The following is a 22376-nucleotide window of genomic DNA, read 5'->3' on the forward strand; positions in this document are numbered from 1 at the left end:
CGCGCGATGCCGGCCGGCGCGTGGGTCGACCGTAGGCACCCGCCGACGACGGGCCCAAGGGCGGCGGCGGGATCGTCGCCGGCCCGTGACTCTTGGCGTCTTCGTGTCGGCGGCGCCCGGTGCGGCGGGCCCCGGTCAGCGCAGCGGCCGGCGCATGAGGACGCGGGGGAACCCGTTCAGCGTCGAGGTCGTGCCGGCCGCCCGGGTGAAGCCGGCGCGCTCGAACATGGCGCGGGTGCCGACATAGGCCATCGTGGTGTCGACCCTCCGGTCCCCGTTGTCGACCGGATAGCCCTCGATCGCCGGTGCCCCGTGGCCGCGGGCGTGCTCCACGGCGCCGTCGAGCAGGGCCCGGGCCACACCCTGGCCGCGCCGGCCGCCCCGCACCCGGAAGCACCACACCGTCCAGACCGGGAGGTCGTCGACGTGGGGGATCGTCCTGCTGTGGCTGAAGGCGTGCAGCTCGGCCCGCGGGGCCACCCCGCACCAGCCGACCACGGTGTCGCCGTCGTAGGCCAGAATGCCGGGCGGGACCGGCCGGGCGCACAGCTCCTGCACCCTCCGGGCCCGCTCCTGCGCGGTGAGTGCGCGGTTCTCCCGGGACGGCAGCCGGTAGGTGAGGCACCAGCACACGGTCGAGTCGGGGTTCCGGGGGCCGAGGACGGCGGCGACGTCCTCGAACCGCTCGCTCGTGGCCGGCCGGACGGTGAACGGAACGGTGACCATGGGCCATTCTCCCGCGGACGGGGCCGCAGGGCATCCCACCGCGGGAAGGCCCCTCCTCCGCCGTGCGGGTGGGGCCGGAACGTGACCGGCTGACCCGGCTCCGGGGCCGCCGCGGGGTGGCGCCTGGTCTCCGCTTCGGCGGCCGCCGGGGAGGACCGCCCGCAGACATCGCCGGCCCGGGCGGGGACACTGAACGGGACAGCACCGACCGGAGGAGACGCCGTGCAGGGATCAGCCGTCGTCCTCGGGGCCGGCATCGCCGGTCTCGCCACCGCCCGCGGGCTGCTCGGCGCGGGGTGGGCCGTCCGGGTGCTCGAGCGCTCGCCGGGCCTGCCGGGCACCGGCACGGCCCTGGGGATGTGGCCCGAGGCCATGAGCGCCCTGGACCGGCTGGGGGTGGGGGACGAGGTCCGCGCGGCCTCCGTGGAGCAGCGCGGCGGGCGGCTCCTGCGGCCGGACGGCACCGAGATCGCCCGCCTGGATCTCGACCGCCCGGTCCGGCTGGTGCCCCGGCCCGCCCTGCTGGGAGCACTGGCCGCGGCGATCCCCTCGGGAGTCATCGCGTGGAACACGGCCGCCGAGCGCGGTGGGCCGCCCGCGGCCGACGTCGTCGTCGCCGCCGACGGCATCCACAGCCCCACCCGCGCCGCGCTGTTCGGCTCCGCCCCGCGGCCGCTGGGCACCGTGGCCTTCCGCGGCACCGTGCCCGGCCCGGCGGACGGGGTGACGGAGACGTGGGGGCCCGGGCGGCTCTTCGGCATCACCCCGCACGACGCCGGGAACACCAACTGGTTCGCGAGCATCCGCGCCGACCTCCTGCCCCCGGGGCCGTCTCCCCGCAGCGCCGCCCAGGTGCTCCGCGAGCTGTACGGGGACTGGCACCCGGAGGTGCGGCGCGTGCTCGGGGCCCTCGGGGACACCCCGGTCGACCGGCGCACCCTGCTCGACGTCGCCCCGCCGCCCTCCTACGTCAGCGGGCGGACCGCGCTGCTCGGCGACGCCGCCCACGGCATGGCGCCCAATCTCGGCCGGGGCGCCTGCGAGGCGCTCCTGGACGCCACGGCCCTCGTCGAGGCGCTGACCGCGGCGCCGGACGTGGCCGGCGCCCTGCGCCGGTACGACGACGCCCGCCGCCGGCCGGCCACCCGCACCGTGCGCCTGGCGCGCCTGGCCAACACGGTGAGCACCGCGCGGCGCTTCCTGCCCGTGCGCAACACGGTCGTGGCCGCGGCGGCGGGCCTGAGCCGGCTGGGGTAGCGGCGGCGGACCGGCCGTGGGTGGGACGCCGGACCGGTGCGCCGGGACGGATCAGGTGCCGGGCGGCCGGTACCGGACCTGCTCAGCCCGGCGCAGGGCGTCCAGCGTCTCCTCGACACTCATGAGCACCGTGGTCTCCAGCGAGCTCAGGGCCCCGCCCCCGCTGATGGCGAGGGCCACCGCGGCCATGGACACGTTGTCGGGGGCCTCCCACAGGGTGTACCCGTCATGCGCGCCGAAGGCGTACCAGAATCCGTGCAGCGTCCCGCCGACCGATTCGATGTAGGCCTGGGCGGCCCGGCGGCGGTCCTCCGGGTGCTGGATCATCCGGGCCCAGGTCTCGGGGGTGTAGCTGAACGTCGACAGATAGAGCGGCATCGTCTCGTCCTTCCGGTGCCCGCGGGTCTCCGGCGGCCGGTCCGCCGGGGTCCCCGAGCGCGGCTGCTCAGACCGTAGGCATCCGGTGCGGGGCGGCCCAAGGGCATGGCCCGGATCGTCGCCGGGCCGTGACTCATGTCGGCTCCGTGTCGCCGTCGCCGGTCTCGCAGTCCGTCTGTCGCCGGTCTCTCGTGGACCGTTCTCGGGGACGACCGGCCGGGTCCGTCGTGACGAGGAGTGTGGGGCCTGGCCCTCCGCGTAGGAGGAGACGTCCTGCCGGTCTCTCCCGCCGGGAGACATGTTGCTGACGTGGTCCCGAACCGGCTGGGGTGGCAACCGCGGCCCGGGCAGGATGCGTGGGGCGCCAGGTACACGCACCGCACTTCATCGTGGAAGCGCAGTGCTCGATGGATCAGTCGAGAGTGGCCGATCGGCCGGGAACCGTGATCTCCGTACCGAAAGCGGTGACGCGCCGACTGTCGGAGTTCTGATTGACCGCGAGGACGCTGCCGTCGGACAGCTTGGTGAGCAGGACGCCGTTGTCCTGGAACGGGGCTGCGACAGGGTGGGCGGAGGAGGTGAGGGCCCGGGTGAGTGCGGTGATCTGCGGGTCCGTGGTGTTCACGGAGGCGCGGGTGACGTCCTCCCAGTGCCGGTCGTCGTCCCAGGCGTTGTCCTGGCAGGTGGGCTCGGCCTGGTTCAGGGTGGCCGTCATGGCGGTGGTGTCCGGGGTTCGGTGGAGCAGGACGTTGCCCAGGGTGAGCCGGTGGTCCAGGGTGCGTCGGTGGTCCGCGGCGTCGACGATTCGGGCGCGGTCCTCGAAGTCGTCCCGGAGACATGGTGCGGAGCCGTCGATGGGCAGGCCGCGGTCGTAGGCAGTGGCCGGCACCTGGCGCAGGGGCACGGAGTAGTCGTGCTGGACGATGGGCAGCCCGGCGGCGGTGATGGCGCGGAAGGCTGCGGCTTCCTCATGCATCCGCTCCGAGGAGAACGGACTGCCGGTGCTCTCCGCGGTGCTGTGCTCGCGCAGCGCGAAGTCCACCGCGCCGGTGGCGGCAAGTTCCAGAGCCAGGTCCACCTGGTTGTTCCACGCCGGGTAGAGACCCAGGTTCATCGCCACGGGCACGTCGGTGCCCATGGATTCGGTGAGGGCGGAGTCGATGCGGGTGACCGTGTCGATCATGGCGCGCCCGTAGGCGTCGTCGTCGGCCCAGGGTCCCCACTGGCCGATGTCGACCATGTCCTGGCCATGAGCCGGGGACAGAGAAGTGTCGTCGAGGAAGATGCCGTCGAAGCGGGTTGACGGGGCGTCGGTGGTGCCGCGTTCAGCATCGGTGGTGAGGATCTTGTGGGCGGTTTCCGCACAGGCTTGGGCGTAGGCGGGGGAGAGGTCGGCGATGGTGAGGTAGGAGAAGTCGGGGTAGCCGGCATGTCCGGCAGGAGTGGTGGCGACGGCCGGATTGGTGGTGGTGACGGCGAACCGGGCGCTGCGCCGATCGCTCACGTCGGCGCAGGAGTTCTGGAAGTTGCCGTTCCAGTGCTCCCAGGGCCGCATCGCGCCGACGTTGAGGTAGGCCAGGAACTGGGTGTCCGGGTTGGCGGCTCTCATGTCGTTGAGGGTGCAGTCCCCGGGGACGTCGGTGGTGGCCATCATGGGGTCGACGATGGCCACGGACACCTTGCCGGTCAGCGCGGCACCGGGGCACAGCAACTGGCCTTGTCGATAGCCCTGCAAGTACGCCGGAAGTCGGCGGGAGCGGTCCTCGGCAGCGGCGGGCGTGAGGCTGGTGGCCACCACCGGGGCCGGTGCGGTGGACAGGGTCGTGAGCGCACCGGCGAGCAGGACCGTCGCGACGGCCATCGTTTTCATGTGCACATAATGACCCACTTCGGCTCATTAGTTGCACATGTGAACCCCAGGGCGGGTCAGGCGCGTCGCAGCACCTGCCCGCGGTGTGGGGCCAGCACCAGGTGGGAGCCGGCCGGTTGACCATGGCCGTCGATCATGCCGGGAGGCACTTTCAGGCGGCGGCGTCGTCGTCCGTCCATGTTGAAGTTCACCGCGGCCCACCCATGGGTGAACTCGCGGGACCAAGTGTGTCCTCGACGCACCGGGTCGTGGAGCGGGGCTCCGAGGTCCCAGTCGAGTTCGGCCACGTACTGGGTGTGGTTGTAGTCGTCGTGGCCGGTGGCGGAGTACGCGCCGCGGCCTGCGCCGAAGATCCAGAACGCCGCCAGACCGTAGCGGAAGTTGGGGTGGTTGTCGTTGCCGTCGGTGGGCACCCGCAGGATGCTCAGCCCGGGGCCGGTGGCCTGGACCAGCTGGGCCTCGGCGGTGTCCGGGTCGAAGAGGTCGGTGGGGCTGTAGCCCAGCCACACCTCCTCGAACCCGCCTCCGTAGGAGGCGTGGGCGTTCCACCGTCCGGGTTGCCGGCGGGACTCGGCGATGTTGGGGACCAGGATCTTCCCCACCTCGTTCAGCGCGCCGCCGGCGGCGTGCACCAGCGCGTCGAGGCCTTCGCGCAGCTCGGCCATCGATCCGGCCTCGTGCAGCGGCAGGTTCAGGCCGTAGTAGTCGTCGAAGACGTCGTTGTCGGCCATCACCCCGTCGAAGGGCGAGTCGGTGAGCTCGGTCGTGACGTTGTCGACCCACCGGGCGCGGTAGTCGGGGGCCCACACGGTCATCTGCCAGTGCCCGGGATAGCGTTCCCACTCGACCCGTTCACCGGTGGTCCGGCGGGCGAACCACTCCCCGTCGGCCTCGGCGTAGGAGATCCCGGAGCTGTAGAGGGGCCCGGGCTCGTAGCTGCGGGTGGAGGAGAGGCATTTGTAGCACAGCACGGTCATGTCCGGGCGGCGTTCCTTCAGCTGCGCCGCGGCCTCGAGTTCCCACGGCTGCAGGATCGCCGCACGGTAGTGCTCGACGGCGAAGTCGATCTGTGCGGCACTGATGGGATCGCCGTAGCGGATCCAGGCGCCTACCCCGCTCACGAGACGATCTCGATGGCCTCGGTATCGGCGGTGTTCGCGGTGTACTCGTAGTTGCGCTTGGCATCCATGTTCCCGAGCATCCGGTAGATCTGGTTGTAGGAGGACATCACTTCGTGGAGCTGGAAGAAGTCCTCCACCCGGCCGCGGGCGTTGACGCAGTAGGCGCGGTAGCGGTCGGTGTCCTCGATGACGGTGCGGATCTGCCGGGCCATGCCTTCGACATCACCGGCGGAGACCAGTTCGCCGCATGCCCCCCAGGTCCTGCCGTCGGCGGTGTGCAGGTCGTCGGCGACCAGCTGGCTCATGCCCCCGACGTCGGAGCCGACGGTGGGGATGCCGGCGGCCATGGCCTCGAGCACCACGATGGGCTGACCCTCGTTGTAGCTGGGGAGCACCAGCAGGTCGAACTGGTCGAGCATGTCCCGGACATTGACGGTGCCGTGGATGGTCACCATGTCCTGCAGACCGAGCGCCTCGATCTTGGCCAGGCAGGCCTCGTAGTACTCGGGGACGTGCTCGGTGGGACCCAGTACGTCCAGGTGGAGGTTGGGATATCCGTGCCGCTTGAGGATGTCCATGCTGGAGAGCAGGTCCATCAGTCCCTTGATGGGCACCACCCGGGCGATGTAGACGAGCTTCCAGGTGTGCTGGTCCCGGTCCTGGGCGATCTTCTCCACGGCGGCCTGACGGGCGTGGTACTTCTCCTCGAACTCCTCGATGGTCATGCCGTTGGGCAGCACCACCGACTTGTCGATGTCGGTGCCCAGTTCGGCGGCCTCGGTGATCGCCGTGGGGTACAGGTAGGTGATGACTTCGGCGCTGGGGTAGCAGAAGTGACCCATCTCGATCCACCAGGCCATCCAGGCCCGCTGCTCGGCGGTGACGTCGAAGGTGCGGTAGTCCTTGGAGGTGATGGACAGGGCCATGTTCCGGTCCAGCAGGGTGTTGACCGTGTCGCGCACGTAGAGGTTGTGCTCGGTGAGCAGGAAGGAGGTGCCGTGGTCGCGGGCCGCGGCAGCCCCGAGCAGGGATGCGTATCCGGTGGTGTGCGCGTGGTAGACCCGGGCCTTGGGCATGGTGTCGCCCAGCACGGCGTGGGCCAGGGAGAAGAAGCCGCGCAGCACCCAGAAGGAGTCCGACAGCGACAGCCCGAGCTGGGGCATGCGTTCGGTCAGTGCGTGCATGAACTCCTTGGAGCCCAGCACCGCCCACAGCGGGTACTGCCGGGTCCGCTCATTGAAGCCTTCGTCGATCAGCTGCCACAGCGGCTCGGTCTCCCGACGTTCGGACAGGGCGTGGAGCGCGTCGAAGATCCGGTTCGACAGCTCGGTCCGCTGGGCGGAGGTCATGCCCAGGTCCTTGGTGCGCACCGACATGAAGTCGTGCCGGTGCTCCTGCATGCTCAGGTACACGACCCGCACCCACTTCACGTTCGAGGGCATGCCGTAGAGATCGTCGTGGGGGCTGGAGGAGTCCCAGGCGATGTGGATGATGCCGTAGGTCAGGTCAGGGTTGCCCACGACGATGTCGTGGACCACCGCGGACACCCCGCCCTTGAGATAGGGGTAGGTGGACTCCATCACGATGGCCACGTCCACCTCCTCGTACTCCTGCTGACGCTGCCGCTGAGCCGGCAGCAGGCCCAGAGCGTCCGTGGTGGTGGCGCGGTGCTTGGCGCGGGAGAGAGTGAAGGGGTACATGCCAGGGTCTCCTCGAGACAGGGGTGGTCTTGGCCGGTGGGCACCGGGCCGGGGAAACGCACCGGGTGCCGGGGTTCGGTCCTCGTGCGGGGACGCCAACCGGTGGTGCGGCGGGTGAGGGGGGTGGGTTACCAGGAGGTGGCGTGGCGCCAGAACAGGGTGTACTCCGGCTGGACCCAGTGGCGCTTGTACAGCCCCCAGGCCACGGCCACGAGCACGAGATCGGCCAGCAGCAGCACGCCGTATGCGCCGTTGGTGCCCAGGGCGGTGAACGCCAGGACGCACACCAGCAGGTGGACGGCGCCGAGGGCCTGGGCGGTGATCTTCTCCCCGATGTAGTCCAGCTCGTAGCTGAGCAGGGTGAGCATCATGAACGTCCAGGAGGCCACCGACACGGCCACGGCCAGCAGCACGTGTGCCGGCTGCAGCCCGCCCAGCAGCATCGAGGCCGCCAGGGTCAGGGCCATCCCGATCGCCCCGGTCCGCAGCACGGCGCGGTCGACGATGTGGCTGAGCAGCGTGGAGTGGGACGCCAGCACCGGCAGCGGTTCGCGTTCGATCGCCCGGTGCAGCCCCGCCACGGCACGGTCCACGTGCGGGGCCAGGTTCACGAAATAGAAGTTGTAGGCCAGCACGGCCGGGAGCATGCCCATGAACACCACCACCACCTGGAAGGTGCCGTCGGTGACGAGGAAGAGCACGAACTTGTCCGCCCACAGCACCGCACCGAGCAGCAGCCCTCGGACCACGTCACCGGCGAAATTGCGGTGTCCCAGGCGTTCGAAGGAGCGGGCGTGGGTCAGGTGCTTGCCCATGGCCGCGATCTGGGTGGCCGCGGCCAGCAGCGGCGGCAGAATCCACAGCGTCGGTGCCACGACGAGGGCCAGAGCATAGGCGCCCCAGGCCAGGGCCCACAGCCCGCGTCGTTCCCCGACGTTGGCAAGCACCAGGGACTGCACGAACAGCACGTGCGCCCCGCACAGCACCAGGTAGGTGCCCATGGCCTGTGCGGACCAGCCGGTGGCCAGCCACAGCGGCACCGCGAACAACCCGACCAGCGGCAGCGTCTGGACGAACATCGCCGGCCACACCTGGCAGAACCGGCGCGTGATCTGCTCCATGTCCCGCTCGGCCATCAACCCACCGATGGCGCGGTAGGCAGGCATGCACGCCGCCTGGGCCAGCCACGGCACGGTGATCGAGGAGGCCAGCACCACGTAGGTCAGCTGGACGCCCCCGACCGTGGCTTCGGCCATCCGGGGACTGACCAGCGGGAAGACGATGTTGAGGAAGATCACCGGGGACAGGTACAGCAGGAGGTTCACCCCACCCCGGCTGCTCACCGGTGAGTCCGGATCGTTGCCGACCATGCCGGTGGCCCCGCCGCGCATCATCAGCGCGACCACGGATACGACCAGCAGCCCCCCGGTCAGAGCCAGGAGCGTCAGACTGGACTGGGTGAGCCGGTCGACGGCCGCCGGCACGAGGGCCGTCAGCAACAGAGCCGACACGATGACTGCGGTGCGGCGCCGACTGAAGGCGTCGTGCACCAAGGACTGGATCGATCTCATGGTTCCCCCTGCGAATCGGGAAACGCCTGCGACCCCCGTCGCAACAACGCCCGATGAACTAGACGCGGTAAGACATCCCCTGCCTTCCGCCGCAGTCAGCTTGACGGCACAGGCGATGCATACGCAAAAGAAGTGATCAATCTCTCATGCATTCGCAGGCAGGCGCGGAGTTTCCCCGCATCGGGAAATGGGCGTCTCCGCTGGTCACAGGGCGTGCGTCCATAGCAGCCGAACCGTCCGGGGGCTACAGACTGGGGGACAACACCGGGCATGGTGCCGCTGAACTTCCGATTAGATCCCGCTGAACTCCGCCCGGCCGAGGCCTCCTGCTTGCCGGCCCGCACATCGAGTGTTTCCCCCTCTGCTACGGTCTGGACGTCCCTTTCCCCCGGGACGTGTGCCCGTGACCCCGCACGGGCACGGGAACGCCCCGTCTCGCGCTGCGAGGCGGGGCGCTTCCGATTCGGGTGCTTGGCGATCGCACGGTTACCGTGGGCGCATGAGCGAAAGCAACAGCACCTGCGCGGTCCGCAAGGCCGTGATCCCCGCCGCCGGGCTCGGCACCCGGTTCCTGCCCGCGACGAAGGCCATGCCCAAGGAGATGCTGCCGGTCGTGGACCGCCCGGCCATCCAGTACGTGGTGCAGGAGGCCGTGGACGCCGGCCTGCAGGACGTGCTGATGATCACCGGCCGGTCCAAACGAGCCCTCGAGGACCACTTCGACCGGGTGCCGGCCCTGGAGCACCAGCTCGAGGAGTCCGGCAAGACCGCCCTGCTGCGCGAGGTCGAGCACGCCTCCGAGCTCGGGGAGATCCACTACCTGCGCCAGGCCGACCCCAAGGGTCTGGGGCACGCGGTGCTGCGGGCGAAGATCCACGTGGGCGAGGAGCCCTTCGCGGTGCTGCTGGGCGATGACCTCATCGACGCCCGCGACGACCTGCTCACCCAGATGATCGCCGTCCAGGAGCGCACCGGCGGCTCGGTCGTGGCGCTGATGGAGGTCGAGCCCGAGCAGATCAGCGCCTACGGCTGCGCCGACGTCACCGTGGTGGAGGGCGACGAGTACGTGCGGATCAACGGGCTGGTGGAGAAGCCGGCCCCGGAGGAGGCCCCCTCCAACCTCGCCGTGATCGGGCGCTACGTGCTGCACCCGGACGTGTTCGAGGTGCTGGAGAACACCGCCCCGGGCCGGGGCGGGGAGATCCAGCTCACCGACGCCCTGCAGACCCTGGCCGGGCGCGAGGGCGCCGGCGGCGGGGTGTACGGGGTGGTCTTCAAGGGCCGCCGCTACGACACCGGGGACAAGCTCAGCTACCTGAAGGCGAACATCATCCTGGCCTCGGAGCGGGAGGACCTCGGCCCGGAGCTGCGGGAGTGGCTCAAGGACTACACCCGGTCGCTGCCGGTCGGCTGAGAGGCCGCGCTCCCGTGGCCGGACAGCACACGGAGGACCAGGGCATCAAGGTGGTCGAAGGGGGCGTGGGGAGGGGCTGCAGGCCGCCCCGATGGTCGTGATGGTTCAGCAGACGCGGCTGACGATCGCGCAGCGCTCCACTCGTGCGACGGCGCGGTCCCCGGCGCGGTCGTCGGGACCGCGCCGGGGACCGCGTCAGTGCGGGCCGACGGCCGGGCTCAGTCCGGCCGGCCCGCCGGGGTGAGCTCCATGGGCAGCACGCGTCGCAGGACGTCGGAGAGGGTGATCACCCCGACGAAGCGGCCGTCGTGCCGTACGGCGGCGAGCTGCTCGCCGGCCGCCCGGATCCGGGCCAGGGCCTCGTAGACCGGGGTGTCGGCCTCGAGCACGAACGCCGGGCGGGACAGCTCCCGCACGGGCCGGCCCGGCGGTTCGAGCAGCGTGTCGCGGACGTGCACGACGCCGGGGGCGCCGGCCTCGGGGTCCCCCACGAGGATCCGCAGGTGCCCGGTCCGGGTGGCGGCCGCCTGCACGTCGGCGGCCGTGGCCCCCGCGGGCACCGTGGTCGGCGGGCCGTCGTGGGCGATCAGCGCCTCGACGGTGAGCTTCTCGAGCTCCAGGACGCCGGAGACCTGGGTGTGGAAGGAGGAGTCGAGGGCGCCGACGGAGGCGGAGTGCTCCACGAGGTGCTGGATGGTCTCGGCGTCCTGGCCGCCGACGGCCGCGCGGTCCACCGGGGTGACCCCGCTGGCGGCGACGAGCCGGTTGGCGATCGCGTTGACCCAGACCAGCAGCGGCCGCACCACCCAGATGAAGCCGCGGGAGGGCACGCCGATCAGCTTGGCCGAGGTCTCGGGGTGCGCGATCGCCCAGGACTTCGGCGCCATCTCGCCCACCACCAGGTGCAGGAAGGTGACGAACAGCAGCGACAGGGCGAAGGCGGCGCCGTCGGCCAGTCCGGCGGGTGCGCCCCAGGCCGCGAACACGGGGCTCAGCCACGCGTCCACGGCCGGCTTGGTGACCGCGCCGAGGGCGAAGGTGCAGGCGGTGATGCCCAGCTGCGCGCCGGCGAGCATGATGGTCAGCTCGTTGATCCCGCGCAGCGCGGCACGGGCGGAGCGGTTGGTCGCGGCCTCGGCCTCGAGCCGGTGGCTGCGGGCCCCCAGCAGGGCGAACTCGATGACCACGAAGAACGCGCTGAGCACGATGAACAGCGCGGTGGCGACGGTGACGATCAGCGGGTCGGTCATCGGTCCTCCTCCCGGGGGGTGTGGCTGCCGGTGGTGCCGCGGGCCGGTGCGGCGCCTGCGGCGGTGGTCTCGGCGGTCGTCTCCACGAGCCGCACGAACAGCTCGCTGGGCACGTGCCGGGACAGCTCCAGCACCTCGACGTCGAGGACCCGGTGCACGGGCTCGTCCAGGACGAGGTCGCGGGGGTCGTCCGGCAGCTCCACCCGCACCACGTCCCCGGTGGCCGGCAGCTCACCGCGGTGGGCGATGAGCAGCCCGGAGATGGTCTCGTAGTCGCCGGCGGGCAGCTCGTGGCCCACCGCGCGCTCGACCTCGTCGACGTGGACGTCGCCGTCCATCCGCCAGGTGTCCTCCCGCTCGGCGGTGATGGGGGCCGGGGGTTCGTCGTCGTGCTCGTCGGTGATCTCCCCGACCAGCTCCTCGGCCAGGTCCTCGACCGTCAGGACGCCGGCGAAGCCGCCGTACTCGTCGATGACGCAGGCCAGCTCGTTGCGCGACTCCGTCAGCCGCGCCAGCGCGTCCGGCAGGGACATGAGCGTGGGCAGCACCAGCGGGGGCGCCATGATGGTGGCCACCGTGGCGTCGTCGGGAGCACTGCTGCGCAGCAGGTCGGCGAGCTGGACGACGCCCAGGGGCTCCTCGGTCTCGGAGATCACCGGGTAGCGGGTGTGCTCGGCGGCCATGAGGGCGCGCAGCTCGCCCACGGTGGTGTCCGGGGCGACGGCGCCGACCTGCGAGCGGGGAATCATGGCGTGCTCGACGTCCCGGTCCGGGAAGTCGATGATGCGGTCGATGAGCACCGAGAGCTCCTCGGGCAGGTCGCCGCTCTGCCGGGAGTCGGCCACGATGCGCTCGAGGTCCTCGACGGTCGCGGTCGTGTCGACGTCGTGCACCGGCTCCACGCGCACCAGGCGCAGCAGGGCGTTGGCGGCGTGGTCGAACACGGTGATCAGCCAGCCGAACACGGTCAGGTAGATCGTCGTGGAGCGGGCCAGGGCGCGGGCCATCGGCTCGGGGTTCGCGATGGCGAGGTTCTTCGGGTAGAGCTCGCCGAAGATCATCTGCACCACGGCGGCCACGACCAGGGCGGCCACGGTGCCCACCGAGATGCTCAGCGCAGCGGGGACGCCGGTGCTGCCCAGCAGCACGGCCAGGGACTCGCCGACCAGGGGCTCGGCGACGTAGCCGACGAGCAGGCCGGTGACGGTGATGCCCAGCTGGGCGCCCGAGAGCATGAACGAGGTGCGGCGGGTCACCTTCAGCGCACGCTGGGCGGCCTTGTCGCCGGCTTCGGCGCGCGCCCCCAGGCGGGCGCGGTCCACGGACATGTAGGCGAACTCCTGGGCCACGAAGTAGCCGTTGGCGGCGATGATCGCGAGGATCACCACGATGCCCAGGAGCAGGGTGAGGAGCGCTCCGATCATCGGGGGCTCACCCCCGGGGAGGACGAGCCGGGCCGGAGCCTGCGGCGGTGGTCAGCTGTTGCGGGACAGGGACAACTGTCGCCCGGGTCGTCGGACGACCCGGGTCTCGCAGGCGATGGGCCCATGACGGTGGTACACACACTCCAGTGATCGGGGATGCGGATGCGTCCCACAGTCTATTGGCGCCGGTGCGGCCGGACCGGGCCGCGGCGCCGATTCCGGGCGGATCCCCAGGTTCGGCGGCGCGGCTCCAGCAGGCGATCCAGGTCCCGGCGGCACCCTGGGGCCGTGGCGCCACGGGCCTGTTCTACCCTGGAGACGTGATGTGCCCCGCCGCCGTGCGCACCCGCTCCTGAGCGCGCCGAGGCCCCGCCGCCTCGGCACCGAGCCCTCCCCGTGACCCGCTTCCGGGTCACGGGTTCCCGCACGCTCCAGGAGACGGACCATGCACCTTCGCACCTCCCGCGCCGACGACCTCGAGGCCCTCGTCGACCTCACCGTCCGCGCCTTCCAACCCGTCCAGGACGGCATCCGGCAGCAGCTGGGCCCCGAGCTGTTCGCCCGGCAGAACGGGCAGTGGCAGCGGGACTACCGCGACACCCTGACGGAGCTCACCGGTCCGGAACGACGGCACCGGTTGCTCGTCGCCGACCTCGACGGCGCCCCCGCGGGCTACGCCGCCTGGGACGTCCATCCCGGCCCCGCCGGGCCGCAGGGGGAGATCACGCTGCTCGCCGTCGACTCCCGGCACCAGCGCAGCGGCCTCGGCCGCGCCCTGATCGACGCGACCTGCGCGGCGATGCGCGCCGCCGGGTGCGTCGTCGCCCGGGCGGGCACCGGCGGCGACGACGCGCACGCCGCCGCCCGGGCCGCCTACGCCGCCGGAGGCTTCACCCCGCTGCCCACCGTGTTCTACAGCCGCGTGCTGTAGGAGGCCGTCGTGACCGTCCGAGAGGTACCCGGACTCCCGGCCGGTCACGACCCGTCGGCCTCGGGTTCACGATTGTGCGTCCGCCGTGCGGGGCGCACAGTGGTCGCATGAGGACGCGCAGCCGGCCCGGGTTCGGGCTCGCGGTGGTGCTGGCCGCGGCCGCCCACCTCGTGGTCGGGTACTTCTATCTGGCCAGCGGCCTGATGGCCCCGCTGTGGGCCGTGGTGCTGCTGCTCGTCTGGTGGGCGGTCCTCACCGGCGCCGGCGTGCGACTGGTGCGGCGACGGTCCTTCCTGGTGCTGCTCGTGCCCATCGTGGCCGCGGTGACGTGGGTGGGCCTGATGGCCTTCGGCGGGCAGGTCCTGGGCTGGGTGCCCTGATCCTGCGGGCGGCGCCGATGCACCGCCCGTGGCGGGGGCCGCGGCGCCGCAATGCGGAGGCCGACATGGCTGGAGGCGGACATGCCCCCCAGCACGTCCGCCTCCAGCGCTTCCCCCTGTCAGGGCGGGGCCGGCCGTGACGACCGTCCCGTGGACCCCTTTGTCCGACGGGCGGCGCGCACCACGGCCACGGGTGACCAGAAGTGCCTCTGGTCAGGCCCTGGTCTCTCCCCACGACCACCATGGACGATGCGCCACCGGCCCCGCAAACGGTCTCCGAATATGACGCACCCCACAGGCAATATTCGGGTGCGGGCGTGAACCGCCCGGTGGTCCCGCCGTGCGGTGGGTCAGCGGGCGACCCGGTTGGTGAACTCGCCGCCCTCCGTCAGGGCCCGGAGGTTCTCGCGCAGCAGCCGGGCGGCACCGATGGGCCGGCCGCCGGCACGCTGTCCGATCCGGTCGCCAACGCCTGGACCAGCCGCACGCGGGAGAGCCGGCGGGCCGACTCCTGCAGGGCGTCGGACGGGGTGCCACAGACGACGACCTTCGCGTCGGCGTGCTCCGCCGGCACGGGGCCGCCGCGTCGTAGAGGAAAAGGCCGTCGAGACGTGGGCACCGGGCTCCCTGGGGAAGCGGACGGAGCTCGTGGACGGTGAGCCCGCGTCCACGACCTCGACATCGTCGAGGGCCGAGACCTCCGGCCGGCAAGCGGAGGGCCCCGGCGCGGACCCGCACCGGGGCCCTCATCCTGCCGGGCCGCCACGGTCAACCCCGCTTCCTCACCGCCCCTGTGCAGCGCCCGCACCCGGGGCGGAGTCGCTCAGCACCACCAGGCTGCGCCGCAGCGTGTGCACCCAGCCGTCCCGGTCGAGATCACGCAGCGGCACCCGGTCCTCCGCCGGAATGGCCAGGCGGCCGATCAGCATGTACACCGACAGCACCGCCGCCGCGGCGAGCATCAGGAACAGGTCCGTCATCATGGTGGGCTCCTTGCCTGTGGTGTGCCGGTCCGATCCGGCTCACTCTCACACCGACAAGCCTGGCCGGCCGGACCTCTCCGCACGAGTGGCAGAAATGACGCCTGTCGCTCATTTCCTGCCACTTCGGCGGCATCGTCGCGGCCGCGGCGGCAACGACGCGGTGACGCTCAGGCGGTGGTGCTCAGGCGGTGGTGCTCAGGCGGTGGTGCTCAGGCAGTGGTGCTCAGACGGTGGTCGCGAAGCGGCGGCGGTACTGCTGCGGACTGAGCCGGCGGACCCGGGCGAAGTGGTGGCGCAGCGTGGCCGCGTTGCCGAAGCCCACGTCCGCGGCGATGCGCTCCACCGGCAGGTCCGTCTCCTCGAGCAGCTGCTCGGCCCGGTGCAGGCGCCGCGCGGTGATCCAGGCGTGCGGCGTGGTGCCCGTCTCGTCGCGGAACCGGCGGGCGAAGGTGCGCGGGGACATGGCGGCGCGCCGGGCCAGGGCGTCGACGTCGAGCGGTTCGTCGAGGTGTCCCACGATCCAGCTCAGCAGCGGGTCCAGGGTCTCGGCACGGTGCTCGGGGACCGGCTCCTTGATGAACTGTGCCTGTCCGCCCTGGCGCTGCGGCGGGACGACCATGCGCCGTGCCACGGCGTTGGCGGCCGCCGAGCCGAACTCCTGGCGCCACAGGTGCAGGCAGGCGTCGAGGCCCGCCGCGGTGCCGGCGCTGGTGAGGATGGTGCCGTCCTCGACGTAGAGGACCTCCGGCACCACCTGCGCGGCGGGGAACCGCTCGGCCAGCTCCGCGGTGTGCATCCAGTGGGTGGTGCAGCGGCGGCCGTCGAGCAGGCCTGCCGCCCCCAGCACGAAGGCGCCCGAGCAGATGGACAGAATCCGGGCCCCGCGCTCGTGGGCCGCGTGCAGCGCCTGGACCACCTCTGCCGGGACGTCCCGGTCCCGGGAGATGGCCGGGAGGACCACGAGATCCGCCGCGGCCACCCGGTCGAGCCCGTGCCGCACGGCCACGTCGAAGCCGGCGATCGTGCGGACCGGCCGCCCGTCGGGGCTGCACACGGCGAAGTCCATCACCGGCAGCCCGTCGCGGGAGCGGTCGATCGCCCAGGCCTCGCAGGCCACCCCGAGCTCGAAGGGGGAGACCTCGTGGAACACGATGACGGCCACGTTGCTGATCATGGGCCCATGGTCCCACGACCATGGCAGGGATTCGACGGCACTCCGGAAGATGCCATTCCCGGCAGGACATCGGCGTTTGTTCCGGTGCGGGCACGGGGGCTCCACCCGACGGCGGAGCCCCCGTCAGCGGGTCATCGCGGCCCCGTCCCGACCGACGACCGGCCCTGTCGCACAGCGATCGGTGTGGGCGGCTGCTCCCCGCCCAGCACGGCGAGCACGTTGTCCGCGGCGAGCACCGCCATCGCGGTGCGCGTCTCCACGGTGGCCGAGCCCAGGTGCGGCACCAGCACCACGTTGTCGAGCTCCAGCAGCTCGGGATGCACCTGCGGCTCGTGCTCGAAGACGTCCAGCCCGGCGCCCGCGATCCGGCCCTCGCGCAGCGCCGACGCGAGCGCCGCCTCGTCCACGATCGGTCCGCGCGCGGTGTTGACGAGGTACGCCGAGTCCTTCATCGCCGTCAGCTGCTCGGCGCCGATCAGGTGGCGCGTGGCGGGCCCGTAGGGACAGTGCAGCGACACGACGTCGGAGACGGCCAGCAGCTCGTCGAGCTCGACCCGCCGGGCGCCCAGCTCGGCGGCGATCGCGGGGTCGATCTCGCTGCGCGACTGGTAGACGATCTCCATGCCGAAGGCCTTGGCCCGGCGCGCGGTCGCCTGGCCGATGCCGCCCATGCCGACGACGCCGAGGGTCTTGCCCTGCAGGCTGCTGCCGAGCAGGAAGAACATCCCCCACTTCCAGGACTGCCCGGAACGGATGAGCCGTTCCCCCTCGCCGAGGCGGCGGGTCGCCATGAGGATGAGGCCGAGCGCGATGTCGGCGGTGGCGTCCGTGAGCACCCCGGGGGTGTTGGTGGCCACGACGCCGCGCTCGGCGCAGGCCGGCACGTCGATGTTGTCGTAGCCGACGGCGACGTTCGCCACCACCTGCAGCTGCGGGCCGGCGGCGTCGAGCAGCTCGGCGTCGACGCGCTCGGTGAGCAGGCTCACCACGGCGTCGGCGCCGGCCACGCGCCGCAGGAGCTCCTCCCGGTCGATGGACTCCGGACCCGGCCAGGCGTCGACCTCGTGCTCGGCGCGGAGCTTCTCGATCGCGGCGTCGGGGACCCGTCCCGTGACGACGACCCGGCTCATGCCGCCTCGATCCACTCGCGCAGGCGGCCGAGGCCGACGCGGATGTCGTCGACGCCGATGCCCGAGTAGGCGAGCCGGATGTACTGCCGGTCCTCGCCGGGCTGGCGCCGGCCGAAGTGCTCCCGCGTGCAGAAGGACACGCCGGTCTGCTGCAGGGCCGCCGTGGCGAAGTCGCCGACCTCCCTGCAGCCCATGCGCTCCATGGCGGCGGTGACGTCGGGGAAGAGGTAGAACGTCGAGTGCGGGACGGCCACGTGCATGCCGGGGATGGCGTTCACGATCTCGCAGGCGGCGTCCCGGCGCTCGCGCAGGACGTCGAGCATCTCCTGCACGGGCTCCTGGGGGCCGCGCAGTGCCTCGATGCCGGCCCACTGCACGTAGTGCGTGGTGCACGACTCGTCGTTGGTGTTGAGGGTGCTGAGCACCGTGGCGATCTCGGGCGGCGCGACGGCGCAGCCGAGGCGTGAGCCCGTCATGGCGAACTTCTTGCTGAACGTGTAGAGGATGACGGTGCGCTCGGCCATGCCGGGCAGCGACGCGATCGAGTTCGAGACCCCCTCGTAGCGCGTCTCGAAGTAGGCCTCGTCGGAGAGCACCCAGAGGTTGTGCTCCTGGGCGAGCTGGGCCACGGCCTCGCGCTCGGCCGCCGTCGACTCGGCCGAGATGGGGTTCTGCAGGTCGTTGTAGATGATGGCGACCGTGTTCGGGGTGATCGAGGCGCGCACCTGGTCGAGGTCGATCGCGAAGCCCTCCGGCGTGGGCAGGTAGCGGTAGGGCACGGCCGTGCCGCCGAGGTACTCGATCTGCGACTCGTAGATCGGGAAGCCGGGGTTCGGGTAGAGCACCTCCTGGCCGGGGTTCATGACCGCCTGCAGGAACTTCGTGATGACGGGCTTGCCGCCGGGCATCACGACGATGTTCTCGGGGGTGAGACCGATGCCGCGGCGGGAGCCGATGTCCTCGGCGAGGGCCTCGCGCAGCTGCGGGATGCCGGGGCCGGGGCAGTAGCCCGTGTAGCCGTCGGCGATGGCCCGGTTCATGGCCTCGACGATGTGCGGGGCCGTGGGGATGTTGATGTCGCCGAGGTGGAAGGGGTACACCCGGTTCCCCTGGGCCTTCCACGAGGCCGCGGCCTGGGCGACGCTGAAGGCGGTTTCGGTGCCCAGCCGTTCGAGCCGGTGCGCGAGTTGCCGCATGCTGTTCCACTCCTCATCGAGTCGGCGATCGGTCCACTGCAGGATCCGCACTGAGCATACGACTCATATATCAGTCTGGGAAGAGTGGTTCCCGGATGGATGTCCCCGTCGATCCAGCCGGGGGTGCCCCGCATCCAGAGGTTGTGCCCGTGGTGTGTGGAAGTGCGGTTCCCGCTCACGTGCGTGGGGTCAGCGCACGCGGATGTAGACGGGACCCGAGCCGACGTTGACGGTCTGGATGACCGTCTGGTTGCCGTTCCAGCCGCCGTGGACGGCCTTGCCGCCGCCGATGTACACGGCGATGTGGGCGAAGCCCATGCCGCCGTTGGCGTAGTAGACCAGGTCACCGGGCTGGGCCTGGGCGGCCGAGACCCGGGTGCCGAGGTTCAGGTAGGAGACCGGCCACCCGTGGTGGTTGATCCCGGCCGCGCGCAGGGACTTGGTGACCAGTGAGGTGCAGTCCTGCGCCACGCCGAGCTGGCTTCTGGCGGCGGCGGCGATGGTCGCGGCCTTGCCGGACTGGGACTGGATGCTGAGGAGCTGCTGGGAGGCTGCGGCCGGGGCGGCCTGGGCCGGGGCCACGCTGCCGAGCGCCATGGTGCCGGCGGCGACCGCCAGGGTCGCCGTGCGCCCCAGGGGGAACGAGCGCTGGGCGCGGTGGCGGGGCGTGCGGGAGTGGAAGATGGGCATGAGTGATGTCCTCCCTCTTGCCTGCGAGGTGAGCTGTCGGATGCGGGTGGGAGACACCCGGTCGCAGGGTGGAGGCCCTGGCGACTTAACCCCTAGGTCCCGGGGGGAGGGACCGATTCTGGTTCCCCCGCTTCTGCCGAGTGATGTGTTCAGGGGGGCCCCGGGCACCGGCAGAATTCGGCGATGTGCACGGGGGTGCCGATCAGTGGGGGAATCGGCACGGAGAGAACACTAATCGAAAAGTAACGAGAAAGTCTCGTTTAGATCACGGGCGCGTCTCGGAATCTGTTGCGATTCGGCCGTGGGTCTCCGCGCTCGCGCAGGGCTGCTTGGTGAGGGGTGCCGACGGGGATCCTCTGGGAGACGCATCTCACGACAAAAGTGGGCTTGACCAGGGGCTCTGTTTCACATGCGTCCGCCGGCAAGTCCGCCCCTGCCCTGGGGCGGGGCGTCCGGGGGTGACACGCGCGTTATGGCGCGAGAAACCGCGGGGAATGCTTCGCGGAGCATTAGGCAGCCGGCGTGAGCGGCTCCTTGGTGGGGGCGGAAAGGGCGACCTCTTAGTGGGTCCCAGGGTTCACACGGGAATTCGCTAAAAGAAATTATTGCTTTTGTCATGGCCGCCCGGTGTGGGTCGGTTTTCTTCGCGGACGCTTTCGGCGTGCCGGCCCTACATCCCGTCCTCGTCGACCACGGCGGCGTCGAGCAGGTCGTCCAGGACCCGGTCGAGGCGGGCCACAAGGGAGAGGTGCCCCTCGCGCTCCAGCAGGTGCGCCCGGGCGCCCGGCACGTGCGCGGTGAGCCACTCCCCGTGGGCGACGGGGACGGTGCCGTCCTCCCGGCCGTGCCAGATCCGTACCGGCACGGCGATCTCCTCCACGACGTAGCCCCACGGACAGTCCACCGCCAGGTCGTCGTCGCGCCAACCCACGATGCCCTGGCGCAGGGAGTGCTCGGCCGCGCCCAGTACGTAGTCGGCGAAGTCCCCGGTCATCACCGCCCGGTCCACCGGCGGGAGCATGGCGCGCAGCAGCTCGACGACGTCGCCCCCAGGGGTCGAGGCCGCCGCGGCCATGGCCTGCACCTGCTCCTCGAGGTAGGCCTCGAGTGCCCGGCGACCCTGTCGGACGGCGGTGAACTCGGCCGCGCTGTCCTCGTCCATCCCGGCGACCGGGTCCAGTCCCTCGGCGCGCGGCGGGGCGTAGCCGGCCAGGGAGGCGACCGCGCGGCAGCGGCCGGGCAGCAGTGCTCCGCAGGCCAGGGCGCGGGGGCCGCCGCTGGACCAGCCCACGGCGAGGAACTCCTCGGCGCCCAGCTTGTCCAGGACGCACCGGATGTCGGCCACGGCGCCGGCCACCGTACCGGGGGCCGTCTCCTCCGGGAGCGGGTCCGAGGCGCCGTACCCGGGACGCGAGACGGTGAGCACCTGCAGCCCGCGCTTCGCGGCCGCGCGTTCGAGCGGCCCGAACGGAACCGCCGCGCCGGGCGCGCCGTGGTGGAAGACCACCGGCAGGCCGCCGGGCGGACCGGTGAGCCGGAACTCCAGGCAGCGTCCGTCTGGGGCGGTGACGCTGCGGTTGCCCTGGTCGTCCGTGTGCGCGCTCATGCCTTCCCCGCTTTCCGGTGGCCGCTGCTGGGCTGCTGTGGCGCCTGGTGGCCTCCACGCTAGGACTCGGCAGCGCCCTCGACCAGGGCGGCGGCGATGTGTGACTGGCCCCTAGGAGCCCCGGCATGACGTCATGCTTCGGGTCGAAGCCTCACAGTCTCGGCACGCACGCCCCGGCGCCGAGCTTGGCGAGGCCGGCGCGGTCACCGGGCGCGAAGTCGGTCAGGCCCACGTTGTCCCCGTACATCAGCTGTCCGGGATCATCGACATGGTCCAGGCCGATGACGTGCGCCAGCTCGTGCATGATCACCGCTCGCACCTGCTCCGGCCGCTCCATCGCTGCGGTCAGGGATGGAGCGTCGAGGACCACCTGTCCGGTCACGTAGACGAAGGGACCCTCGTCGACATTCCGTACCGTGCTGCCGCCCAGACCGGCCACGTTCCCGGCCAGATCGGGGTGCTCGCCGGCGTCGGACCAGGCGATGAGGATCGGCGCCCACTGGCGGCCGTAGCGGTCGGGCTGATACGGCTCACGCCGGCTCGAGGGCGCTTCCGTGGTGGTTCCAGCGTCGACGAACTGCAGGCCTGTTGCCGCCGAAACCGCACCGATGGCCTCCTCGATCAGCTGCTCACCGCCCGGTGGAGCATTGTCCGGGCGCACGACCACGCGAACCGGTCGGCACGGGTCGTAGGCGACCATCTCCTGCTCCGGATCCGGTGACTCCATGAAGCGGTACCCGCCGATGTCCGCCACGGCCGGTGGAGCGCCGATCGGATCGCGAGAAGCGTCGACCCCGGGTGGCGGCGCCGAGGCGTTCGGCAGATAAGGGCGGATCACCGGCAGGGCGTGCTGGTGGAAAAGGTCCGGAGTGACCCACAGTACTGCCAGCAGCACTATCCAGATCGCGGGGGACGCCCGCCAGGCGCGGTTGCGTCGCTCCACATCCTTCGACCAGCGCCTGGTGGACTGTCGGGCGATGCGGGCAGCGCGCCTCTGCGTCCGGCGCCGTTGACGGGGACTCATCCCAGCATGCCGCTGCTGCTCCTGCGCCTCCTCCAGGACCCACTGTGGAATGCGTCCGCTCGGCGCCCTCCTGACGTGCGCGGACACGTCGATGTCCCCGTCATGGCGAACCGACGAACCTCGGCGCGGCGTGACGCCACCGGACTTGTGCATGTTTCCTGACTTCCGTGTCCGACCGATGCGGCGGTGGGTGTTGTCGCAGTGCCGACACGCGGCGCACTACCGCGGGTACTGATTGTGATTGCAAACAGGAGGAAATGCTATTCGGTAATGGAGACTCGACGGTCCAAGGAGGGACCCGTGGGGAAGCAGCGGTCGACGCCGAAACGAGCACCGGAGCCTGCCTCCCCGCGACCGGTGGGTCGCTCGACAACGGCACTGCTGCCTCAACGGACAGGGGCACCGAAATCCGCTTCCCTCACTCCGGACGGCCCCACGGCGGATCCGCTCGCACCGGGCATGGTCGTCCCGTCGACGCGGAATCATCCGCAGGCTCCTCAGCGATCGGCGCCAGCCATGGCCGCTCCTCGGGCGAAGAAGGTCGTACGGCC

19 protein-coding genes and 1 riboswitch are annotated in these 22376 nt (G+C 71.5%); of the genes, 4 read left to right on the top strand and 15 right to left on the bottom strand.

Annotated elements, in window-relative coordinates; genetic code table 11:
• Positions 1 to 135: 135 nt before the first annotated feature.
• Positions 136 to 726 (bottom strand): GNAT family N-acetyltransferase, encoded by a 591-nt coding sequence (locus ACWCOM_RS03735; protein WP_454547393.1) that lies wholly within the window; start codon positions 724 to 726, stop codon positions 136 to 138.
• Between the two features lie 222 nt (positions 727 to 948).
• Between ACWCOM_RS03735 and ACWCOM_RS03740 the strand changes: the two genes are divergently transcribed.
• Positions 949 to 1983 carry an FAD-dependent monooxygenase gene (locus tag ACWCOM_RS03740; protein ID WP_454547394.1) on the top strand — a complete coding sequence of 345 codons (1035 nt, stop codon included), beginning with the start codon at positions 949 to 951 and terminating at the stop codon, positions 1981 to 1983.
• A gap of 51 nt (positions 1984 to 2034) precedes the next feature.
• On the opposite strand, the gene ACWCOM_RS03745 is transcribed toward ACWCOM_RS03740, so the two are convergent.
• From ACWCOM_RS03745 to ACWCOM_RS03765, 5 genes are all read right to left on the bottom strand, one after another.
• Complete coding sequence (locus ACWCOM_RS03745) at positions 2035 to 2361, bottom strand: GYD domain-containing protein (protein ID WP_454547395.1); 327 nt, start codon at positions 2359 to 2361, stop codon at positions 2035 to 2037.
• Positions 2362 to 2773: 412 nt separating this feature from the next.
• Positions 2774 to 4231, bottom strand: coding sequence for a hypothetical protein (locus ACWCOM_RS03750; RefSeq protein ID WP_454547396.1), 1458 nt, complete (start codon positions 4229 to 4231; stop codon positions 2774 to 2776).
• 56 nt (positions 4232 to 4287) lie between these two features.
• Entirely contained in the window at positions 4288 to 5352 is a 1065-nt protein-coding gene (locus ACWCOM_RS03755; RefSeq protein ID WP_454547397.1) for a putative glycoside hydrolase, read from the bottom strand.
• Positions 5349 to 7052 carry a GT4 family glycosyltransferase PelF gene (pelF, locus tag ACWCOM_RS03760; protein ID WP_454547398.1) on the bottom strand — a complete coding sequence of 568 codons (1704 nt, stop codon included), beginning with the start codon at positions 7050 to 7052 and terminating at the stop codon, positions 5349 to 5351. Before pelF ends, ACWCOM_RS03755 begins: the two co-directional genes overlap by 4 nt.
• Positions 7053 to 7180: 128 nt before the next feature.
• The gene (locus tag ACWCOM_RS03765; RefSeq protein WP_454547399.1) at positions 7181 to 8623 is read right to left on the bottom strand and encodes a hypothetical protein; all 1443 of its coding nucleotides are present in this window, start codon (positions 8621 to 8623) and stop codon (positions 7181 to 7183) included.
• Between the two features lie 499 nt (positions 8624 to 9122).
• Between ACWCOM_RS03765 and galU the strand changes: the two genes are divergently transcribed.
• Complete coding sequence (gene galU, locus ACWCOM_RS03770; protein WP_454547400.1) at positions 9123 to 10037, top strand: UTP--glucose-1-phosphate uridylyltransferase GalU; 915 nt, start codon at positions 9123 to 9125, stop codon at positions 10035 to 10037.
• Positions 10038 to 10255: 218 nt separating this feature from the next.
• Here the strand turns inward: galU and ACWCOM_RS03775 are convergent, their stop codons facing one another.
• Both ACWCOM_RS03775 and ACWCOM_RS03780 read right to left on the bottom strand, forming a co-directional pair.
• Positions 10256 to 11287 carry a CNNM domain-containing protein gene (locus tag ACWCOM_RS03775; RefSeq protein WP_454547401.1) on the bottom strand — a complete coding sequence of 344 codons (1032 nt, stop codon included), beginning with the start codon at positions 11285 to 11287 and terminating at the stop codon, positions 10256 to 10258.
• On the bottom strand, positions 11284 to 12711 hold the full coding sequence (locus ACWCOM_RS03780) for a hemolysin family protein (RefSeq protein ID WP_454547402.1): 1428 nt from the start codon (positions 12709 to 12711) through the stop codon (positions 11284 to 11286). Before ACWCOM_RS03780 ends, ACWCOM_RS03775 begins: the two co-directional genes overlap by 4 nt.
• A gap of 445 nt (positions 12712 to 13156) precedes the next feature.
• On the opposite strand from ACWCOM_RS03780, the gene ACWCOM_RS03785 reads away from it, so the two are divergent.
• Both ACWCOM_RS03785 and ACWCOM_RS03790 read left to right on the top strand, forming a co-directional pair.
• The gene (locus ACWCOM_RS03785) at positions 13157 to 13642 is read left to right on the top strand and encodes a GNAT family N-acetyltransferase (RefSeq protein WP_454547403.1); all 486 of its coding nucleotides are present in this window, start codon (positions 13157 to 13159) and stop codon (positions 13640 to 13642) included.
• A gap of 107 nt (positions 13643 to 13749) precedes the next feature.
• A complete protein-coding gene (locus tag ACWCOM_RS03790) occupies positions 13750 to 14022 on the top strand; it encodes a hypothetical protein (protein ID WP_454547404.1) in 273 nt (90 codons plus the stop codon).
• A 782-nt stretch (positions 14023 to 14804) separates the two neighbouring features.
• On the opposite strand, the gene ACWCOM_RS03795 is transcribed toward ACWCOM_RS03790, so the two are convergent.
• The 7 genes from ACWCOM_RS03795 to ACWCOM_RS03825 form a co-directional block, all read right to left on the bottom strand.
• Complete coding sequence (locus ACWCOM_RS03795) at positions 14805 to 15005, bottom strand: hypothetical protein (protein WP_454547405.1); 201 nt, start codon at positions 15003 to 15005, stop codon at positions 14805 to 14807.
• A gap of 223 nt (positions 15006 to 15228) precedes the next feature.
• Positions 15229 to 16179, bottom strand: coding sequence for a helix-turn-helix domain-containing protein (locus ACWCOM_RS03800; RefSeq protein ID WP_454547406.1), 951 nt, complete (start codon positions 16177 to 16179; stop codon positions 15229 to 15231).
• Positions 16180 to 16310: 131 nt separating this feature from the next.
• Positions 16311 to 17309: a 2-hydroxyacid dehydrogenase gene (locus ACWCOM_RS03805; RefSeq protein ID WP_454547407.1), complete on the bottom strand. Its 999-nt coding sequence runs from the start codon at positions 17307 to 17309 to the stop codon at positions 16311 to 16313.
• Positions 17306 to 18505: a pyridoxal phosphate-dependent aminotransferase gene (locus ACWCOM_RS03810; protein WP_454547408.1), complete on the bottom strand. Its 1200-nt coding sequence runs from the start codon at positions 18503 to 18505 to the stop codon at positions 17306 to 17308. The genes ACWCOM_RS03805 and ACWCOM_RS03810 overlap by 4 nt, the downstream gene beginning before the upstream one ends.
• A gap of 189 nt (positions 18506 to 18694) precedes the next feature.
• Positions 18695 to 19195 carry an NlpC/P60 family protein gene (locus ACWCOM_RS03815; RefSeq protein ID WP_454547409.1) on the bottom strand — a complete coding sequence of 167 codons (501 nt, stop codon included), beginning with the start codon at positions 19193 to 19195 and terminating at the stop codon, positions 18695 to 18697.
• 5 nt (positions 19196 to 19200) lie between these two features.
• Positions 19201 to 19388, bottom strand: a riboswitch (cyclic di-AMP (ydaO/yuaA leader).
• Between the two features lie 477 nt (positions 19389 to 19865).
• Positions 19866 to 20801 (bottom strand): alpha/beta fold hydrolase, encoded by a 936-nt coding sequence (locus tag ACWCOM_RS03820; RefSeq protein WP_454547410.1) that lies wholly within the window; start codon positions 20799 to 20801, stop codon positions 19866 to 19868.
• 151 nt (positions 20802 to 20952) lie between these two features.
• Positions 20953 to 21744: a peptidase gene (locus tag ACWCOM_RS03825; RefSeq protein WP_454547411.1), complete on the bottom strand. Its 792-nt coding sequence runs from the start codon at positions 21742 to 21744 to the stop codon at positions 20953 to 20955.
• Between the last annotated feature and the right edge of the window lie 632 nt (positions 21745 to 22376).

The sequence above is a fragment of the Kocuria sp. KH4 genome, assembly GCF_053711175.1.

Coding starts and splice junctions, on each gene's coding strand:
- ACWCOM_RS03765 (WP_454547399.1), bottom strand. CDS start 8,623: ATGAGATCGATCCAGTCCTTGGTGCACGACGCCTTCAGTCGGCGCCGC.
- pelF (WP_454547398.1), bottom strand. CDS start 7,052: ATGTACCCCTTCACTCTCTCCCGCGCCAAGCACCGCGCCACCACCACG.
- ACWCOM_RS03745 (WP_454547395.1), bottom strand. CDS start 2,361: ATGCCGCTCTATCTGTCGACGTTCAGCTACACCCCCGAGACCTGGGCC.
- ACWCOM_RS03780 (WP_454547402.1), bottom strand. CDS start 12,711: ATGATCGGAGCGCTCCTCACCCTGCTCCTGGGCATCGTGGTGATCCTC.
- ACWCOM_RS03795 (WP_454547405.1), bottom strand. CDS start 15,005: ATGATGACGGACCTGTTCCTGATGCTCGCCGCGGCGGCGGTGCTGTCG.
- ACWCOM_RS03750 (WP_454547396.1), bottom strand. CDS start 4,231: ATGAAAACGATGGCCGTCGCGACGGTCCTGCTCGCCGGTGCGCTCACG.
- ACWCOM_RS03820 (WP_454547410.1), bottom strand. CDS start 20,801: ATGAGCGCGCACACGGACGACCAGGGCAACCGCAGCGTCACCGCCCCA.
- ACWCOM_RS03800 (WP_454547406.1), bottom strand. CDS start 16,179: ATGATCAGCAACGTGGCCGTCATCGTGTTCCACGAGGTCTCCCCCTTC.
- ACWCOM_RS03790 (WP_454547404.1), top strand. CDS start 13,750: ATGAGGACGCGCAGCCGGCCCGGGTTCGGGCTCGCGGTGGTGCTGGCC.
- ACWCOM_RS03810 (WP_454547408.1), bottom strand. CDS start 18,505: ATGCGGCAACTCGCGCACCGGCTCGAACGGCTGGGCACCGAAACCGCC.
- ACWCOM_RS03815 (WP_454547409.1), bottom strand. CDS start 19,195: ATGCCCATCTTCCACTCCCGCACGCCCCGCCACCGCGCCCAGCGCTCG.
- ACWCOM_RS03785 (WP_454547403.1), top strand. CDS start 13,157: ATGCACCTTCGCACCTCCCGCGCCGACGACCTCGAGGCCCTCGTCGAC.
- ACWCOM_RS03775 (WP_454547401.1), bottom strand. CDS start 11,287: ATGACCGACCCGCTGATCGTCACCGTCGCCACCGCGCTGTTCATCGTG.
- ACWCOM_RS03805 (WP_454547407.1), bottom strand. CDS start 17,309: ATGAGCCGGGTCGTCGTCACGGGACGGGTCCCCGACGCCGCGATCGAG.
- galU (WP_454547400.1), top strand. CDS start 9,123: ATGAGCGAAAGCAACAGCACCTGCGCGGTCCGCAAGGCCGTGATCCCC.
- ACWCOM_RS03735 (WP_454547393.1), bottom strand. CDS start 726: ATGGTCACCGTTCCGTTCACCGTCCGGCCGGCCACGAGCGAGCGGTTC.